This is a genomic window from Tatumella ptyseos ATCC 33301, from assembly GCF_000735525.1.
Classification (GTDB): domain Bacteria; phylum Pseudomonadota; class Gammaproteobacteria; order Enterobacterales; family Enterobacteriaceae; genus Tatumella; species Tatumella ptyseos.
The window spans coordinates 1-18,371 of sequence record NZ_JMPR01000019.1 but is presented as its reverse complement, the minus strand read 5'-3'; the positions used below and the strand labels follow the sequence as shown (position 1 = coordinate 18,371).

The following is an 18,371-nucleotide window of genomic DNA, read 5'->3' as shown; positions in this document are numbered from 1 at the left end:
TTACATTTCGGTATCAAAAGCGTTTTGAATCCATTGCACATCGTTTCCTGTCACGGCAATGATATCAAAACGACAGCAATCCGTAGCAAAACTTTGCTGACGGGCGGCAAGCCATGCCGCCGCGGCACGAAGAAGACGTCGTTTTTTATCCCGGGTGATGCTTGCCAGTGCACCGCCAAAGCGATCATTTTTTCTGAAACGAACCTCGACGAATACCCATCCGCAGATATCACGCATAATGAGGTCTATTTCACCGTAAGGGTAGCGAACATTACTGGCTACCCACTGTAATCCGGCCTGTTGTAAAAAGTGGCGTGCCCGCCACTCATACCCTTTACCGATCAGTGTCCGGTCTGTGGTACCGGAACGATCTGTCCCTGAGAATACTGATTCCATGACAACGTCCTGTCGATCACACAATTTGCTCCGGCACTCAGAATCCCGGTATTTCCGTTAATCTGATAACCGGCGCTGTTCCGTAACTGGTTAAAGTGGTTAGCCAGTGTCCAGGCATCAACCCCCATCGCATACAGACGCGCCAGTGAATAGTCGTCATCAAACTTCTTCAGTGCCTGTTCCATCAGAGCAGGATCCGCACCGGACAGCAATGGGATATCACTGAACTGCAGACCATCCATCTCAAAACGGAAATCCGGGCCGTCTCCGGACTGAGAACTCCGGGAGCTGGCGTACAGCGCAATATTGCTGCGGGAGCCGGTACGCATGGTGATCATCGGTTTTATCAGCGCCAGTTCACCCTGGCTGGCCACAATATACACCGAGTCAATGTTGCCTGGCGCTGCCACAGGGGCCTCCGAAGGTGCCTGTGGCGCATTAAACGTCATACCTGCCACTGATACCGCAGACCCGGCAGCGGTGCTGCTTGCCGGTTGTACCGTGACCGGTGTCCCTGTCATTGCGATACCCGAATTACTGTTGATACGGGCTTTCAGGTCAGCCACCGAACCAAAGGTTTGCTCTTCAACCAGTGGACCACCCAGCTTTTGCCATTCCTGCGCGAAAGCTTGCGCGACCCGTTGCCCATAACTGTTCGACGGGATTAACAACAGCGGCATTCGCTTATTCTGTGCCCACATATGGCGAGCCGCTTCACGGGCCTCATCTTCCGGGGACAGGGCGAAATAACACATATTGTCATGATTCTGTAAACCATCCGGTTCATTCAGCGCCAGGATTTTGAGAGGAGTGGACGTGTTGGCCACCTGCTGTATATTCTCTTTCAGCAGCGGGCCGACCACCAATGTCGCGCCATCATTCTGTGCCTGCTGTAATAACTGATCCACCGGCTGCGCGTTAGTATCATAAACCCGGATTTGTGCCTGACTGTTAGCCGGTGCCGTGGCAGGTGTTGCCGGTGTTGCCGAAGTACCGTTCACCTGCCCTGCCGGGGCTGCCGTTGCAGACGAAGTACCCGTTGCCGGTTCAGTCAGCGATGTCACAGATACGGCGGAAGGGCTGACTACCGCATTCGGGCTGGCCGGGGTGGCTGCCGGGGGACTGGCCGTTGCAGTCGCCGGAGCCGGCCCTGTGGCGCTGATAGGCATATCAGCGCTGCCAATGACCGGGGCAGTCGTCCCGGTCGGTGCCGCTGTTGCAGGCGTCGCTTGTCCGGTCGGGGTTCCTGATGTTTGTGGTGGCGGTGTCTGCGCCAGTACACCGTTACGGGCATCCTCAAACCCCTGCTCTATGGCCTGCGAGAAAATTGCCGCCGGGCCGGTTAACGGTAGCAGCAGGGCAATGGTATTCGTTGAAGCCGCTGTCATATTCATACTTTGCAGCAATCCGGCAGGCAGCCTTTTTGACGCCGGGTTATCCGGATAACGGATCTGCCAGTCTTTTACGCCCGCTTTCAGGGCATCCTGATTATTGTTGCTGCGGTAGTACACCCCCAGCAGATCGAGCCAGCCTTGCAGGATATTCTCGTTGGCATTAATAACAAAATTATTCGCCTGCTGCTGAGGGATAGTGCGCAGTGCCTGCCAGGTCGCATTAATATTCTTCTGCTGCTCGTCAGTAGACTGCAACAGAGGCTGAAGAGCGATAAAGGCCCGCAGGGTATCCAGCGTCGGTTGTGCGGCGGTTGCCGCAATAAATGTGCGGTAATACCGGGATTGCTGATCGGCAGATAAGCTGCTCAGATCAATCGTTTTCAGCTGCTGCACGGCGCCAGTCGCGTTATGCACAGATACCGCGTATTGCGCCTTCAGTAAGCTCAGCTCTTGCTTTTGCACGGCAGTCATGTTGTCAGGGAGTGCCTGCAGCTGTTTTAGAGCCTCAGGTGATTTACCCTCGTTGATTAGCGCGCGGATTGCGAGTAATTGCCAGCCGGTCTTGCTATCATCACGACTTTGCTGCATCTGCTGCAGATAATATGCAGAGGTGCCTGTTTCCGGCCCCTGCACATCAACAGCAGGTGCCTGAGGCTCCTGAGTGGTACAGGCCGCCAGAATCAGCCCGGCGAGAACAACGGGGACAAAACGCCCTGCTTTACGACGATTCACTTTTGAAAGAAGCATACGGTATCCGGTTATGTTTTTCTCAGAACGCCTAATATTAAATCGGCAATTCGGATGAAACAATGAAACAAAACGATCAGACAGAGATTTCTGCGGGCACGCTCTACATCGTCCCGACCCCCATTGGTAACCTGGGCGATATCACTCAGCGTGCGCTGACTGTCCTGTCAGATGCAGACTTGATTGCCGCAGAAGATACACGCCACACGGGTATGTTACTACAACATTTCGCAATCAATGCGCGCCTGTTCGCACTGCACGACCATAATGAACAGCAAAAAGCTGACCACCTGATAAGCCGCTTACAGGCAGGTCAAAGTATAGCTCTGGTCTCAGATGCAGGAACGCCATTAATTAATGACCCGGGGTATCATCTGGTCAGTAAATGCCGGGAAGCCGGACTGAAAGTTGTGCCCCTCCCCGGTGCCTGTGCGGCGATCACAGCATTAAGTGCCTCGGGATTACCGTCCGATCGATTCTGTTACGAAGGATTTCTGCCGGCAAAAACCAAGGGTCGTTGCGATGCACTTCGTGCCCTGGTACAGGAACCCCGGACGCTGATTTTCTATGAATCCACCCACCGGTTACTGGACTGCCTGCAGGATATGGTGCAGGAATTCGGCGGCGACCGTTTTGTGGTACTGGCCCGTGAAATTACCAAAACCTGGGAAAGCATTCACGGAGCACCGGTCGCAGAACTGCTCGACTGGGTCCGCGAAGATGATAACCGCCGTAAAGGTGAGATGGTGCTGATTGTCGAAGGCTATCATGCCGATGAAGAAGCCCTGCCTCCGGAAGCCTTACGGACCCTGGGCCTGCTGCAGCGCGAACTGCCACTGAAAAAAGCCGCCGCCCTCACCGCTGAAATTCACGGCGTGAAGAAAAATGCGTTATACCGTTACGCTCTTGATCAGCAGGAAGATCAGGAAGACGCGTGACAAATGGCGTCAAATGCCCTATCATCCGCCGCCGAAGCTGACCAGACAGTCGCCGCTTCGTCGTCGTCCTTTCGGGGAGACGGGCGGAGGGGAGGAAAGTCCGGGCTCCATAGGGCAGGGTGCCAGGTAACGCCTGGGAGGCGCAAGCCTACGACCAGTGCAACAGAGAGCAAACCGCCGATGGCCCGTTTACGGGATCAGGTAAGGGTGAAAGGGTGCGGTAAGAGCGCACCGCGCGGCTGGCAACAGTCCGTGGCACGGTAAACTCCACCCGGAGCAAGGCCAAATAGGGGTTCACATGGTACGGCCCGTACTGAACCCGGGTAGGCTGCTTGAGCCAGTGAGCGATTGCTGGCCTAGACGAATGACTGTCCACGACAGAACCCGGCTTACCGGTCAGCTTCGACTCATTCGACACAATCAGGGGCTGTTTCTTATCGCATACCGGATGACCGGGCGCGGAAGGAACAGCCCCTTTTTGTTTCCGTTTTCTGACGTTGCCGGCGCAGGTGACAGAACAACGCCCCTCAGCGCATCCGGCCATCATCCTTCGCCGAAACACAACCGCAGCAACGTCTGTGCGTCACAGGCCCGGGGATCCCGGGCAACAGAAACGCTTTGCGGTTAGCGGAACTTACGGTGGTTCTGATTGCGGATTTCAATCAGTTTTTTGGCCGCTGCTTTAGCTTCCGGTAATTTATTGTTCACCGCCAATGCATCCACGACCTTAATCTGGGCGATCAGCTGATCAATTCCTGCACGGTAGGCTTTCATATTGTCACTGTCAGCAGCCTGCCCCTGCAGAGTATAGGGGGTATCTTTTCTGGCATCTTCCGCTGCCTGACGCATTTTTTCCAGCGACTGATGCATTTCCTGAGCGCTGCCGGTATTTTGTACTGTCACTAGCTGAGAACCCAGAATATCCATGTCCTGCTCAAGAGGCAGCGCATTGGCAATCAAGGGAAAACATAATAATGACGCGGTGAAAACCATGACTGAAGATAGACGCATTGCTCACTCCTTACGGTAAACAGGGCCGCGATGGCGGCCCCCTTTCTGTTATTATTTTACTTTCAGTTCAAACGGTCACTGACCGGCAATTTTCATTTCCGGTAACAGAACTGAACCACACTGAATATTGCTGCGTGTTTCGATATCATCACCCACAGTGACAATATTCTTCCACATATCGCGGAGATTCCCGGCAATAGTAATTTCACTGACCGGATACTGAATCTCACCGTTTTCTACCCAGAAGCCGGAAGCGCCACGGGAGTAGTCTCCGGTCATGGCACTGACGCCCTGCCCCATGAGCTCAGTCACCACCAGCCCGGTGCCCATCTGTTTCAGTAACTGGTCAAAAGAATGCCCCTGACCGGCAATACGCCAGTTATGGATGCCTCCCGCATGCCCCGTGCTGTGCAGACCCAGTTTCCTGGCTGAGTAGCTGGTCAGCAGCCATTGCTGTAAGACACCGTTGTCAATAATCGTACGATCGCGCGTACTCACACCTTCGCTGTCAAACGGCGTGGAGGCCACCCCTTTCAGGACATGCGGTCGTTCTTCAATGTTCAGCCAGTGCGGGAAAATTTCTTCACCCAATGCGTCGAGGAGGAAGGTGGATTTGCGGTAGACACTGCCGCCGCTGATCGCGCCGACCAGATGACCAAATAATCCTGTCGCCACTTCAGAGGCAAAAATCACCGGCGCTTTCATGGTCGCCAGTTTGCGCGGAGCCAGGCGGGCCAATGTCCGGCGGGCACACTCCTCACCCACCCATTGTGCAGATTTCAAATCGGCAAAATCACGGGCAGCGGTATAGGCGTAGTTACGCTCCATATGCCCGTCCTGCTCTGCAATCACACTGCCGGATATACCGTGACGGCTGCTGCAATAACTGTTCAGCAGACCGTGGCTGTTACCGAATACGCGGATACTCGCATGGCTGTTGAAACTCCCCCCTTCGGTATTCACAATACGCTTATCCGCCTGTAAGGCACTCTGTTCGGCTTCTGCGGCCAGTTCAATCGCCCGGTCAACGTCGATGTCCAGCGGGTGAAAGAGGTCCAGATCAGGGGGGGTCCATGCCAGCAGATCTTTTTCTGCGACATCGGCATAAGGGTCCGGCGAGGTGTAACGTGCAATGTCTATCGCTGCCTGCACCGTCCGCTGAATAGCTTCAGGGCTCAGATCTGTCGAAGACGCGCTGCCTTTACGCTGCTGCAGGTAAACGGTGATCCCTAACGCACCATCGCTATTGAATTCAACGTTTTCCACCTCGCCGTAGCGGGTACTGACGCTGAGGCCTGTCGTTTTACTTACGGCGACTTCTGCGCCATCGGTGGTGGCTTTCGCCAGTTCAAGCGCGTGAGAAACTGCCTGTTCCAGTACTTTACGTTGTTCTGCAACCTGAGTTGATACGTTCATCGATCTGCCGTCTACTCTTATGTATGAATATAATCAGTCTATCAGAGTCAGAGAACAATTTCGCAGTCACCCTGTAACCTGTTAGCATTAGCCTCTTTTTTCAGGAGCCAGATAATGACAAAACAACCCGAAGAGTGGCTCGATCACGAGCCGGACCCGCTAGAAGATGAAGATGATGAGATTATCTGGGTCAGTAAAAGTGAGATAAAGCGGGACGCTGAAGAACTAAAACGCCTGGGTACCGAGCTTGTCGACCTGAGTAAAAGTTCTCTGGAGCGTATTCCGCTGGATGAGCAATTACGTGAAGCGATAGAACTGGCGCAGCGTATTAAAAAAGAAGCGCGTCGCCGGCAGATCCAGCTGATTGGTAAGCTGTTACGCTCCCGTGATGTCGAGCCTATCCGCCAGGCGCTGGATAAGCTTAAAAACCGTCATAATCAGCAGGTGTCGTTATTTCACAAGCTGGAAGGGATCCGCGACCGGTTAATTGAGCAAGGTGATGACGCCATCGCTGAAGTCATTAGCCTCTACCCTGCCGCTGACCGGCAGCAGCTACGGAGTTTTGTCCGTAACGCACAAAAAGAGAAGGCGGCAAACAAAGCGCCGAAATCTGCGCGGTTAATCTTTCAGTATCTGCGCGAGCTGGCTGAAGCAGAATAAGCGTTCAGACCGGGCGAGTCACCTCGCCCGGCTGAGACCTTATCCGGCCTGCAGTAACCGCTGCTGAAGTTTCTGGTGAATACCTTCAAATCCGCCATTACTCATGACCAGCACGGTATCACCCGGTTTCGCTTCCCGGGCAATCATGTCGACCAGAGTATCAATGTCTGCACTCCAGTGTGCCGGCTGAAGACAAGCCTCTGCCACTTCTGACACCTGCCAGCCTATATGGTGTGGCTGATAAAGAAAGACATGATCGGCCTTAGCAAGCGAAGGAGCAAGCTCATCCTTACTGACACCCAGTTTCATGGTATTGGAGCGGGGTTCAAGCACTGCCAGAATCCGTCCTTTGTTCCCAACCTTACTGCGCAGCGCTGACAGGGTCGCCAGTATGGCCGTCGGATGATGGGCAAAATCATCATAAACATCGATACCATTAAACTGTCCACGCAGTTCAAGACGACGTTTGGCATTCACAAAATCATTGAGCGCGAGCGCTGCATTTTCCGGGGTCACCCCGACATGTCGCGCTGCGGCCATCGCCATCAGCCCGTTATGCATGTTGTGTTCCCCCACCAGCGACCAGCTCACCTCAGCTACCTGTTCACCGTCATAGAGGACTTTCCAGCGGGAAGCATCTGCCGTGATCTTTTGTGCCTGCCAGTGACCATGCTCGCCCAGCGTTTCCTGTTCACTCCAGCAGCCCATGTTAATGACCTGACGAAGATTGCTGTCCTGTTCCGGCCACAGGATTTTCCCCTGACCAGGGACGATGCGCACCAGGTGATGGAACTGACGCTGGATAGCCCGTAAGTCATCAAAGATATCCGCATGATCGAACTCAAGGTTATTGAGGATCAGAGTGCGCGGGCAGTAATGGACGAATTTGGAACGCTTATCAAAGAATGCACTGTCATATTCATCGGCTTCGATCACGAAAAACGGACTTTCACCCAGTCGGGCGGAAACATCAAAATTACCCGGCACACCGCCAATCACAAACCCCGGAGCTAACCCGGCAGCTTCCAGGATCCATGCCACCATACCTGAGGTGGTCGTTTTGCCGTGGGTGCCAGCAACCGCCAGAACCCAGCGGTCCCGCAGCACAAAATCGTGCAGCCATTGAGGACCGGAGAGATACGGAATATTTTTTTCCAGTACCGCTTCCACACAGGGATTTCCCCTGGCCATCGCATTACCGATGATCACCAGGTCCGGGGCCGGTTCCAACTGTTCCGGGTCATAACCCTGAGTTAATTCAATACCCTGCTGTTCCAGCAGTGTGCTCATTGGCGGGTAAACATTGTTGTCCGAGCCGGTGACCTCATGTCCCAGCGCACGGGCGAGTATGGCTAACCCGCCCATAAATGTGCCACAAATACCCAGAATGTGAATTCGCATAAACAGATCCATTACCCAAAAGTTCAGCTACAGTGTAACTCCTGAGCCGACAACTAAGAAACAGATGATTGATTAAGTTGTTCAGCCCCGATAAGGTTACATTAGTGTTAATATCAGGTGAGTCATTAATTAACAAACCAGAGAGTTGTTATGAAAACATTGGGCGAATTTATTGTTGAAAAGCAGCATGACTTTCCTCATGCCACCGGTGAGCTTACCGCACTGATTTCAGCTATTAAGCTGGGTGCCAAGGTGATTCATCGTGATATTAATAAAGCCGGCCTGGTCGATATTCTGGGCACCAGTGGTGTCGAAAATATCCAGGGCGAACAGCAAATGAAGCTGGATTGGTTCGCCAATGAAAAGCTGAAAGCCGCTCTGAAAGCCCGCGGGATCGTCGCCGGAATTGCCTCTGAAGAAGAAGATGAATTCGTCATCTTTGAAGGGGTCGAAGATGGTAAGTATGTGGTCCTGATGGATCCGCTCGATGGCTCTTCTAACATTGATGTCAATGTCTCTGTCGGTACCATTTTCTCTATCTATCATCGTATCACTCCGGCCGGTACGCCGGTGATCGAAGAAGACTTTATGCAACCCGGAACACAGCAGGTTGCAGCAGGCTATGTGGTCTACGGTTCTTCCACCATGCTGGTGTACACGACCGGCCATGGGGTGCATGCCTTTACCTATGATCCGTCACTCGGTCTGTTTTGCCTGAGTCAGGAGCGTATGGCATTCCCGCCGCAAGGCAATACTTACTCCATTAATGAAGGTTACTACTCACGTTTCCCGAAAGGCGTAAAAAGATATATTAAATTCTGTCAGGAAGATGATGAAGCCAGCCGCCGCCCTTACACTTCACGGTATATCGGCTCACTGGTGGCTGACTTTCACCGTAACCTGCTGAAAGGGGGGATTTACCTGTATCCGAGCACGGCTCAGTACCCTAAGGGCAAATTACGTTTATTGTATGAATGCAACCCGATGGCCTTCCTGGCGGAGCAGGCCGGGGGGAAAGCCAGTGATGGTGCCAACCGTATTCTTGAGCTGAAGCCACAGAGTATCCACCAGCGTAGCCCGTTCTTCGTGGGTAACACGGCAATGGTCGATGACGTGGAACGTTTTATGCGTGAAAACCCGGAACAGGCTCCGCGCTAACCTTCCGCTACCGGCAGGCCGGACGTGCGGTATAGATCATGATGTGCATCTTTCAGCATGACATCAGGATTGCGTCTACCCTCGCCTGCCCGGTCGCATTTCCCGCGCGCCGGTAAGTGGATCCCCCAAACGCCCGCTCTGGCGGGCCATGAATGCAAAAGCCCGATGTTTACCCTGTTTCTGCAGCGGCTGTGTGGTTTTTATCCATCGTATCCCTTCACCTGGCCGGCGGCCTTCTCCCTCCTGGCAGATCACTCTGAAAGGAGAAAAAGAGACAATACTTTCACTGTCAGTTAGCTATAATACCGGGCACTCAATTTACGTCACTAAAGGAATTAAACGATGAGTTTGAACCTGGTTGAGGCAGGTAAAGATCTGCCAGAAGATATCTACGTTATCATTGAAATCCCGGCGAACGCTGACCCTATCAAATACGAAGTGGATAAAGAGTCAGGTGCTCTGTTTGTCGATCGTTTCATGTCTACTGCCATGTTCTACCCATGTAACTATGGTTACATCAACCATACCCTGTCACTGGATGGTGATCCGGTAGACGTACTGGTACCGACACCGTATCCGTTAGAGCATGGTTCAGTGATCCGTTGCCGCCCGGTGGGTGTTCTGAAAATGACTGATGAGTCCGGTGAAGATGCGAAAGTCGTTGCTGTACCACACAGCAAACTGACCAAAGAATATGATCACGTTAAAGATGTGAATGATCTTCCGGAACTACTGCGCGCTCAGATCACGCATTTCTTTGAGCACTACAAAGACCTGGAAAAAGGTAAGTGGGTGAAAGTTGACGGATGGGCTGACGCTGCTGCTGCAAAAGCTGAAATTCTGGAATCTTTCAAACGCGCACAGAAATAATTTCTGCTGAACGAAAAAAAACGCCGTCCGGTTCGCACCGACGGCGTTTTTTATTTATGGCGATGTTCAGTCCCTTTCCAGCCAGTCGCCGCTGTCAATTCGCTGACGCCCGGCCACAGGACGTTGATAGATATACATCCATGCGCTGCCGTAAGGGGTAGAAATTAACCGGCGTGTATATTCCCCCCCACGGGTTCTCAACGCATCAAGCTCCCCCAGTGTGGTGGCATCAATCCGGTAGACTTCACAATAGACACTCCCTTCTCCTGCAACCACCCCCGGATACAACCCCAGATGATAAAGCTCATATCCCTCGGCCCGGTAATCCCCTAACCACTGCGCATTGGTCATCCAGTGACTATTTCCCTGCTTGCGCCTTAAACTGCCATAGACAATTATTCGCATTACTGAAACTCGAACTGATAAAGCAAATCCAGCGCCTGGTCAACGCCAGACACGGCTTCCAAATAGAGTTTAGGCATCAGCCGGTAACGCAGCGTCAGTGTCGCCAGTGAATCGAATAAGCCGACACCATATTTTACCTGCAGTCCCGGCAGGACATATCCACTGACCTGCACTTGCTGACTATCGCCGACACCCGTGGTATCAAGCGCCAGGTTACTGACACCAAAGGTCTCACCAATTTTGCCTAACACCTGGCCACTTTGTGCAACCCCGAGACCAATCAAAGCCGAGGTCAGCGCATTGCTGTCACCGTCACTGCCCAGACCTTGCCCGCGTAACAGGTACGACAGAGCTTCCTGTTGTGACATTGTCGGGTCAGAGAACACTTCTACTTTAGGTGAATCTGCCAGACCGGTGACACGAATACCTGCGGTGACATCATCCTCTGTCGCTTCAGGGTTACGGATAGCTTCCAGATTGACATAAGGTTCGGATGGCGGTCCGGAGAACTGTAACTGTCCTTTGCGAACCAGCAGATCCTGCCCATACGCATGGAAGCGTCCTGAAGGGATATTAATCTGTCCATTCAGCCCGAGTCCATTTTTATCCTGTAATACTTTCAAATCTCCGGTCAGGCTGGCATCCAGCCCAAAGGCTGACAAACGAACATCGTTACCTATATGTATGATTAAATTGCTGTTTATAGGAACAGAGGTTGTTTTTGGCTTGATAGGCTGCAAGTTATCATCCAGCATCACCAGATCTGAAGAATTACCGACGGCGCTTTGTGGTACGGACTGCACAGTAATTCTGGCCCATGGAATGTCGACCCGGCCATCCAGATTAAATGCCGCCGGCGTTGCTTCAAACACCAGGTCCGGCGAAACATCCATTCTGACCATCGGTGGCACAGTGACACGGATTTTTTCACCTTTCGCGGCAATCCTGGCCCGCCAGTTATCCAGCTGACTCCAGTCTGCATTCCCTGTCAGGTTAAGGCTCCCCTGTCGTGTGCCAATCATCCCTTCCAGCGTGGAGCTGACGCCGTTGAATACCAGCTTCAGGTTGCCGGTGGTCATATCGATCGGCATAAAATTACCGTTAATATCCACATCGGTCAGTGCTGTCTGGCCGTACACCCGGGGAGCAGAAAGATTACCTGACAGCCGTAACTGACTGTTAAGCATACCTTTAATATTCTCTCCTGTGACCAGCACCGGATTAAACAACCCGAGAGAGAAATTATTAATATTGATGTTACCACTCAGATTACGGGCTTTTTGCGGGTCATTAATCTGTATGTTTCCGTCCAGCTGACCGTTATTTGCAAGCCGGATAAGCCAGCCTAGCTGTGCTTTGCCGTTGACCAGAGACGCTTTCAGAGTAAGAACATCAAACGCAACAGGCAGGAATTTTCCCTGGACCTCCTGCTTCACTTCTACCCCTTTACCGTCCAGTACGACACTTCCGGTAGGTAAACCTGAACCGGCTTTCCAGTTTACGCGGGCATCACCACTGAAAACCCCTTTAAGCTGTGTCGTGCCGGGTAACAGCGGCTTCAGCATAGCCAGATCAACACGGACTAACTGAATACGCGCATGCCCGTCGGTGCCAGCAACAATCGGCTCCGGTACACAAATCTGTGCATCCGGGTTCAGCCAGCAATGACTGCCGATAGTGATACTTTTCAGTGTATTTTTATAATCCAGACTGACCGCTTTACTTAACTGCCAGTCACCCACCGGCGTTGCAAAGCGGGTATTGCTAAGGGTGCCCTGCCAGCGCTGCTGCTGGCGGTCAAAACTGCCGTTCAGAGTTAACTGACCGGAAACCGGCTTACCTTCAACCGTCAGTCTGAGCTGATGCTGCTTTTCACTGCCGCTGGCATCCAGCACCACACTGCGAATATCCAGCGTATCCTGCCGGAGCTGGTTAATACGCAGTGCCATTTTGCCTGCAATTTCTTTACCGGAAGTCACGTTACCTTGCAGACTGAAATCATGGACCTGCAACTGCTGCCAGCGTAATGCCTGACCACGAAGATCCGCCTGCACTTCCGGAGCCTCCAGTGTACCGCGGGCTTTCACCGAGCCTTTCACCACGCCGCCGAGACCGGGTAACGCGTTATCCAGATGCGAGGCATCAATATCAGCATCCAGGCTGATTTTTTTATCCAGTGTCCCTTTAATATCCAGCCGGTTTTGTCCCAGCTGCACGTTAATCCCCGGGATATTCCATTGATTATAACTGTTACCCGACAGAGAGCCTTTAACGTTCACGGCATTCTGTTTAACATTCCCCTTCAGCAATAACGTCGGAACGCTGACCTGCCAGCTTCCTCCGTACATACTGCCCCGGGTGGTGATCGTCCCGTCAAGGCGTGACGGCCATTGCGGATACTGCTTCGCCGTATTGATTCCGGCCAGCGTCAGTTCACTGTTCCAGCTGATAGCTTTCGTCCAGTCAACCAGCGCCTTAACATCCGCACTCCCCTGTAAAGCACCGATATGCAGTTTATCGAGTGAGAAATGTTCTGTGTTCCCTTTCCCGTCCAGCGAAATATCTGCAGGAGGGATCGTACTGCCCGACACCGAACTCCGGAACGCGATAGTGTAGTCGGTCGCTTTCCCGCCGGTTGCTAATGAAAGATTATTCACCAACCATTCGGACTTACCGCTCAGAGGCCAGCGTAATTGCGGGCTGGTCAGGTGAAGAGAGAATGGCAGTCCGATGACGGCAGGCTGAGCCATCGCCTGCAGCTGTGCACGGACCGGGCCGGACAAATTCAGACTCAGGTTAACCTGCTTTTTCGCCGCTCCGCCGATCACCAGTTTGACTTTCTGGCCCTTCACCGGAGCCATATTCACATCACTGTTCAGGGTCAGGTTCAATGGCCAGTCACCACTGAGGGTCGCCTGTCCGGTCGCACTCAGGATCCCCTGCTGAGCATTGATACGCAGAGTTTGTAAATCGACTTTATTATCAATAGCCTGAGCATTTAACTGCAGACGGTTCACCGTAATGTCGGTGTCTCCTGTCAGACGCAGATCCTCACCCAGGATTTCATCGATACGAATATCCAGCGGTAAGCGGAATTCAGGAAGGTTGAGCAATGGTTTGGCAAAAAGCGCGTTCAGCATATCGGCCGGAGACTGTGCCGGAACCTTTTCCGTCACTGTGCTGACTTTCTTTGTCTCCGTGTTTTGCACCGCCGTACTGCCGGTAGTTTTTACCACGGTATCGGTCGCCGCGCTCGCCACCGCGGTTTTCGTTTTTGGCAGAGCCAGAAGCAGGTTCTCTATCCGTGTCGGGGTCAGCGTCAGCTGACGGCCCTGCCAGTTAAGCCCTGTGGAAAAACTCCCCAGCGAGATGGCGGTGTCATCGACTTTGACATTCACATTCTCTAAGGCCACATGCCGCAGCAGTATCGGATAAGGGGTTGAGATTTCTCCGCTGCTTTTGTCCTCACTTTTGGACGGTGATGACGGAGCCATTTTGCTGCTATCCACCACCACACTCACATCTTTCAGCGTGATATCGTTAACACAGACCGACGAATGGATCAGACAACGGGCATCCAGCGATAAATGAAGCTCGCCACCGGATACACTGACCCCGGGCATCTGATACCCGAGACCTTTAATCGTCAGATCTTTCCAGCCGCCGTTTACCTGTTGGATCTTCAATCCCGGTACCCAGCGGGCAGCACTATTAAGGACCAGGTGCAGCCCCGGAGCTGTACCGATCAGCACCCCGATAATCACTATCAGCAGTAATAAGAATACCAGGATCCCTGTCAGGACTTTCTTCCATAGCGTCATAATTCCGGCCCCAACCCGATGTAAAACTGTAATCCGCGTTCATCTTTATCACCCACCGCACGGGCAATATCCAGTTTGATTGGCCCCACCGGCGATGCCCAGCGGATCCCTACCCCGGTACCGGTTTTGATATCGGTATCTTTGATATCATTCACCGCTTCACCGGAATCAAGGAACACGGCTCCCCACCATTTTCCGGTGAAGTTATATTGATACTCTACCGACCCGGTCGCCATTTTTGAGGCCCCGGTCAGCTTGTCATCGGAATCGCGCGGAGAGACATCTTTATATTTATAACCACGGATACTGCGGTCGCCCCCGGCGAAGAAGCGTAAATCCGGCGGCACACGATCAAAATTATTAGTTTCTATCCAGCCCACATTGCCACGGAAAACAAACCGGTGTCTTTCTGCCAGCGTGCGGATCCAGACGTTCTGTGCCTGCAGAATGACAAAATCAATATCAGAGCCCCAGGTGGTATCAGAAACATCTACAGAGTAACGCTGTGAATCGCCCCAGGTCGGCATCATTCCTCCCCGTGAACGGGTACGGTTAACGCTAACCCCCGGGTAAAGCAGCATGGTGGTATCGGTCACGGTTCCCTGTGTATAGTGATCCAGCCTCCAACGCAGGTTCAATGCTTTCTGCCAGCCTGAGCTGTTTTCCCAGTAGCGGGAAACCGCCAGGGTCGAGGTATCGGCATTGGTATCATTCAGGTCAGTACGTTTCAACCCACCCTGGAAGAGATAATACTGTTCCAGCGGGCTCTTCAGTAACGGGACTTTATAACTCATATCCAGTTGCTGCTCGGGCTGAGACAGATAGGTGCTGAAGGACATGCTCTGCCCGTCATCGTTCACCCAGGGGCGTTTCCAGGTCGCTTTCACATGGGGTCCGACATCAGTGGAGTACCCTACCCCTGTTTCTACCGTATTTTTGACCGCCGGTGTCAGTACGGTATCGATAGGTAATACTTTTGAGGTATGTGCTTTCGTAAAGTCCGGAGAGGCCACCACGGAGCTGAACCAGCCGCTTGCTGATAAGCGACGGTTTAATTCAGCAAGATCAAGAGAACTGTATTTATCGCCTTTATGAAAAGGAACCAGACGGCGCAGATATTCCTCACGGATTTGCGACCCCTGGAAAATCACATCGCCAAAGCGGTAACGTTTGCCGCTGTCATAGTCCAGATCCCAGAAGGCTTCGCCCCTGTCGACCGACACGCCAAGTTCACTTTTTTTAAACTCACCATCGAAATAGCCGTTACGCAGGGCCAGGCTGGAAAATCCATTTTTGAAGCTATCGTAATCGCCCTGATTTAGTATGGTGCCTGTTTCAGGGCGGCCTTTTTTAATCCAGGCCTGATATTCCGGGTCCAGTCTGGCATCCCCTTCCAGCACAATGGTACTGCCGGCAATTTTGACCGGAGGACCAGGGTCAACCGTCACTTTAATCACACTATTTTTTGTTGTCAGTGCTTCAGGTAACGTCTGAAAGGTGATCACTGGCTGAAAATACCCCAGTGCGCTGAGACTTTTTTTAATTGAATCCGTCAAACGTGCCTGAAAGCGACTGTCTGCCGAAACTTCATCACTGGATATCGAGGCGAGACCGAGTCTGACGTTATTTTGTAATTCGCCCGACAAGCCTTCCAGTTGTAACCGAACGGTCGCTGCCTGAATTGCGGGCGCAGCCAGCAACATCAGTGTCAGACCATACAGTGATAAACGTAGACGTGGCACGTAAACTCCTGTTCAAAAACCGTTCTCTTCTGCAGAGGGGATTTCTCTGTCAGTATAAAATTGCTCAACTACAGCGTAGTCGTCCATTCCGGAAGCGGAGAGGAAAAACGATAAAAAGCTCTCCGCTTTCAGGCAGGTATTGTCTGAAAATGCTCCGGCTAACACAACACCTGACAACAGATAAAACGCAGTTACCCGGAACTTTTCCGGTCTCTGCCTGCCTCTGGTTGCCTTAAATCAGGCTGACCCTGTTTTATCCGCACCAATATCGCCGGCCAATATTTAATCAATTTTGCCTCTGGCAGGCTCTCTGCGGCTGCTGTTATAATGGGCGCTTCAGGTCATCCTGATGTGTTTCTGTCCGACAAGTGCCCGGCCCCGGGTGCGGGACAGACATTTTTGGCGCGGATAGCCCACGGGACTGTATTTTCTTACGGTAACCCGTGATTGTGTTGCCCAGGCCAAAAATGACAAGAGTATAAAAATTGGATCTCTTATGTTAGATAACTTACTTGTCATCTTATTGTTGATTGTTATTAGTTCTTTTTTCTCTCTCTCTGAAATATCTCTGGCAGCAGCCCGAAAAATTAAACTGAAACTGCTGGCAGATGAAGGGGATATACGAGCGCAACACATTCTGAACATGCAGGAATCCCCCGGGATGTTCTTTACCGTAGTACAAATCGGGCTGAATGCTGTCGCTATCCTCGGTGGTATTGTGGGTGATTCTGCGTTTTCTCCGGCATTTAACCAGTTATTTTTACGTTTTCTCTCTCCGGAATGGGCGGAACAGCTGAGTTTTATCTGTTCGTTTACGATAGTCACCAGCCTGTTTATTTTATTTGCAGATTTAACACCAAAACGGATTGGCATGATTGCCCCGGAAGCTATCGCTTTACGGATTATTCATCCGATGCGGTTTTGTCTGACCGTGTTCCGCCCGCTGGTCTGGTTCTTTAACGGTATGGCGAATAATATTTTCCGCCTGTTTAAAATTCCGATGGTCCGTAAAGACGATATTACGCCCGATGATATCTATGCGGTTGTTGAAGCCGGTGCCCTTGCCGGGGTACTGCGTAAACAGGAGCATGAGCTTATTGAAAACGTCTTTGAGCTGGAGTCACGTACCGTTCCTTCATCAATGACCTCCAGGGAAAATATTGTCTGGTTCGATTTAAACGAAGACGAAGCTACGCTGAAATCGAAAATTGCCCGTCATCCGCATTCCAAGTTCCTGGTCTGTAATAACGATATCGACCACATTATTGGTTATGTGGATTCCAAGGAGCTGCTATTACGGGTGTTAGGTAATCAGAGCCTGACACTGAATAGCGGTGTTCAGATCCGCTCGGCACTGATTGTGCCGGATACATTGACCCTGTCAGAAGCGCTGGAAAGCTTTAAATCTGCCGGTGAAGACTTTGCCGTTATCATGAACGAATATGCATTAGTCGTCGGGATCATTACGCTAAATGATGTGATGACCACGCTGATGGGAGACCTGGTCGGTCAGGGCTTTGAAGAGCAGATTGTTGCGCGTGACGCTAATTCCTGGCTGGTTGAAGGCGGAACACCTATCGATGATGTGATGCGGGTACTGAACATTGATGAATTCCCGCAGTCCGGCAACTACGAAACGATCGGCGGGTTTATGATGTATATGCTGAGGAAGATCCCGAAACGCACTGATTTCGTGATGTTCTCCGGGTATAAATTTGAAGTGGTGGATATCGACAGCTACCGCATCGATCAATTACTGGTGACCCGTATTGATGAGCGCCCTGCGGTCTTACCTGCGGGAAGCCTCACTGCCGAATAATTTCTGCTATCACGGGGGCATCTGAAGCTCCCGTTATTATTACCGATAATCCGTCTGTAAACGTAGTACCTGCCGGTTAATCTCCGACATGACATTAAGCTGCTGCTTATCTTTCACGACAGGCAGTAACACCCTGCCTTTATCGAAGTCAAACGTACCGATTCCGCGAATGTATAAGCGCCCTTTGAACAATATTTTGACGTATTTGGCAATCTGCAAAGGGTTATATCGCTGAAAAATCTTCATCCTTTTGATCCTTACTGACTTATGTCCTGTATCACTGTGCCCCTGCTTTCAGGTGGCACGGTTAAGACAACAGGTTACCGAAAAAGTGCCAGAATACCCATCAGATAAACCACAATTCTGCTATGGATTAGTCTTATATTTTGTTTATTAATGCTAGTGCAGAATAAAAATCATAACTGTGCGTTTGCACACAAAATTTTAACATTCAGCCGGAGAGATATTCTGCCGGAAAGATGTTGCAGTAAAATGAAGGGGGGGCCGGGGTGTGAGGCCGGGGAAAACCGGGGGATTTTTGTCTCAGGTTTGTGAGTGTTCGGTTCATCTGTAGTTTTTTAATCAGCACGGTG

14 protein-coding genes and 1 other RNA gene are annotated in these 18,371 nt (G+C 51.8%); 6 read left to right on the top strand and 9 right to left on the bottom strand.

The genetic code is table 11. The annotated features are described in order from the left end of the window. Together GTPT_RS05155 and GTPT_RS05150 are read right to left on the bottom strand one after the other, a co-directional pair. Positions 1-396, bottom strand: a complete 396-nt coding sequence (locus GTPT_RS05155) for a YraN family protein (protein WP_029991743.1) — start codon at positions 394-396, stop codon at positions 1-3. Then, positions 342-2,537, bottom strand: a complete 2,196-nt coding sequence (locus GTPT_RS05150) for a penicillin-binding protein activator (RefSeq protein WP_029991744.1) — start codon at positions 2,535-2,537, stop codon at positions 342-344. Before GTPT_RS05150 ends, GTPT_RS05155 begins: the two co-directional genes overlap by 55 nt. Positions 2,538-2,599: 62 nt before the next feature. Between GTPT_RS05150 and rsmI the strand changes: the two genes are divergently transcribed. Continuing rightward, positions 2,600-3,475, top strand: a complete 876-nt coding sequence (gene rsmI, locus GTPT_RS05145; RefSeq protein ID WP_025901112.1) for a 16S rRNA (cytidine(1402)-2'-O)-methyltransferase — start codon at positions 2,600-2,602, stop codon at positions 3,473-3,475. 33 nt (positions 3,476-3,508) lie between these two features. Further along, an RNA gene (gene rnpB / locus GTPT_RS16695) (RNase P RNA component class A) lies at positions 3,509-3,883 on the top strand. Positions 3,884-4,099: 216 nt separating this feature from the next. On the opposite strand, the gene cybC is transcribed toward rnpB, so the two are convergent. Together cybC and pmbA are read right to left on the bottom strand one after the other, a co-directional pair. Then, a complete protein-coding gene (gene cybC, locus GTPT_RS05140; protein WP_025901111.1) occupies positions 4,100-4,486 on the bottom strand; it encodes a cytochrome b562 in 387 nt (128 codons plus the stop codon). A gap of 75 nt (positions 4,487-4,561) precedes the next feature. After that, positions 4,562-5,902, bottom strand: coding sequence for a metalloprotease PmbA (gene pmbA, locus GTPT_RS05135; RefSeq protein WP_029991745.1), 1,341 nt, complete (start codon positions 5,900-5,902; stop codon positions 4,562-4,564). Positions 5,903-6,016: 114 nt separating this feature from the next. Between pmbA and yjgA the strand changes: the two genes are divergently transcribed. Next, on the top strand, positions 6,017-6,562 hold the full coding sequence (yjgA, locus tag GTPT_RS05130; protein ID WP_025901109.1) for a ribosome biogenesis factor YjgA: 546 nt from the start codon (positions 6,017-6,019) through the stop codon (positions 6,560-6,562). A gap of 39 nt (positions 6,563-6,601) precedes the next feature. Here the strand turns inward: yjgA and mpl are convergent, their stop codons facing one another. Beyond that, positions 6,602-7,963, bottom strand: a complete 1,362-nt coding sequence (mpl, locus tag GTPT_RS05125; protein WP_025901108.1) for a UDP-N-acetylmuramate:L-alanyl-gamma-D-glutamyl-meso-diaminopimelate ligase — start codon at positions 7,961-7,963, stop codon at positions 6,602-6,604. A gap of 150 nt (positions 7,964-8,113) precedes the next feature. Here mpl and fbp point away from each other — a divergent pair, with 150 nt between their 5' ends. Next, positions 8,114-9,121 (top strand): class 1 fructose-bisphosphatase, encoded by a 1,008-nt coding sequence (fbp, locus tag GTPT_RS05120; protein WP_029991746.1) that lies wholly within the window; start codon positions 8,114-8,116, stop codon positions 9,119-9,121. A gap of 342 nt (positions 9,122-9,463) precedes the next feature. Further along, a complete protein-coding gene (gene ppa / locus GTPT_RS05115) occupies positions 9,464-9,991 on the top strand; it encodes an inorganic diphosphatase (RefSeq protein ID WP_025901105.1) in 528 nt (175 codons plus the stop codon). 66 nt (positions 9,992-10,057) lie between these two features. Here ppa and GTPT_RS05110 read toward each other — a convergent pair whose 3' ends face one another. Genes GTPT_RS05110 through tamA form a run of 3 tightly spaced genes read right to left on the bottom strand, consistent with a single transcriptional unit; the run spans position 10,058 to position 15,920 of the window. Then, on the bottom strand, positions 10,058-10,396 hold the full coding sequence (locus tag GTPT_RS05110; RefSeq protein WP_025901104.1) for a gamma-glutamylcyclotransferase family protein: 339 nt from the start codon (positions 10,394-10,396) through the stop codon (positions 10,058-10,060). After that, positions 10,396-14,217 (bottom strand): autotransporter assembly complex protein TamB, encoded by a 3,822-nt coding sequence (gene tamB, locus GTPT_RS05105; protein WP_029991747.1) that lies wholly within the window; start codon positions 14,215-14,217, stop codon positions 10,396-10,398. Before tamB ends, GTPT_RS05110 begins: the two co-directional genes overlap by 1 nt. Beyond that, positions 14,214-15,920, bottom strand: a complete 1,707-nt coding sequence (tamA, locus tag GTPT_RS05100) for an autotransporter assembly complex protein TamA (protein ID WP_038011025.1) — start codon at positions 15,918-15,920, stop codon at positions 14,214-14,216. The genes tamB and tamA overlap by 4 nt, the downstream gene beginning before the upstream one ends. A 535-nt stretch (positions 15,921-16,455) precedes the next feature. On the opposite strand from tamA, the gene paeA reads away from it, so the two are divergent. Continuing rightward, on the top strand, positions 16,456-17,778 hold the full coding sequence (gene paeA / locus GTPT_RS05095) for a polyamine export protein PaeA (RefSeq protein WP_025901101.1): 1,323 nt from the start codon (positions 16,456-16,458) through the stop codon (positions 17,776-17,778). A 39-nt stretch (positions 17,779-17,817) separates the two neighbouring features. Here the strand turns inward: paeA and GTPT_RS05090 are convergent, their stop codons facing one another. Next, complete coding sequence (locus GTPT_RS05090; protein ID WP_025901100.1) at positions 17,818-18,024, bottom strand: DUF1107 domain-containing protein; 207 nt, start codon at positions 18,022-18,024, stop codon at positions 17,818-17,820. Positions 18,025-18,371 lie beyond the last annotated feature (347 nt).

Coding starts and splice junctions, on each gene's coding strand:
- ppa (WP_025901105.1), top strand. CDS start 9,464: ATGAGTTTGAACCTGGTTGAGGCAGGTAAAGATCTGCCAGAAGATATC.
- GTPT_RS05090 (WP_025901100.1), bottom strand. CDS start 18,024: ATGAAGATTTTTCAGCGATATAACCCTTTGCAGATTGCCAAATACGTC.
- tamB (WP_029991747.1), bottom strand. CDS start 14,217: ATGACGCTATGGAAGAAAGTCCTGACAGGGATCCTGGTATTCTTATTA.
- cybC (WP_025901111.1), bottom strand. CDS start 4,486: ATGCGTCTATCTTCAGTCATGGTTTTCACCGCGTCATTATTATGTTTT.
- mpl (WP_025901108.1), bottom strand. CDS start 7,963: ATGCGAATTCACATTCTGGGTATTTGTGGCACATTTATGGGCGGGTTA.
- fbp (WP_029991746.1), top strand. CDS start 8,114: ATGAAAACATTGGGCGAATTTATTGTTGAAAAGCAGCATGACTTTCCT.
- GTPT_RS05110 (WP_025901104.1), bottom strand. CDS start 10,396: ATGCGAATAATTGTCTATGGCAGTTTAAGGCGCAAGCAGGGAAATAGT.
- tamA (WP_038011025.1), bottom strand. CDS start 15,920: ATGTTGCTGGCTGCGCCCGCAATTCAGGCAGCGACCGTTCGGTTACAA.
- yjgA (WP_025901109.1), top strand. CDS start 6,017: ATGACAAAACAACCCGAAGAGTGGCTCGATCACGAGCCGGACCCGCTA.
- pmbA (WP_029991745.1), bottom strand. CDS start 5,902: ATGAACGTATCAACTCAGGTTGCAGAACAACGTAAAGTACTGGAACAG.
- GTPT_RS05155 (WP_029991743.1), bottom strand. CDS start 396: ATGGAATCAGTATTCTCAGGGACAGATCGTTCCGGTACCACAGACCGG.
- paeA (WP_025901101.1), top strand. CDS start 16,456: ATGTTAGATAACTTACTTGTCATCTTATTGTTGATTGTTATTAGTTCT.
- GTPT_RS05150 (WP_029991744.1), bottom strand. CDS start 2,537: ATGCTTCTTTCAAAAGTGAATCGTCGTAAAGCAGGGCGTTTTGTCCCC.
- rsmI (WP_025901112.1), top strand. CDS start 2,600: ATGAAACAAAACGATCAGACAGAGATTTCTGCGGGCACGCTCTACATC.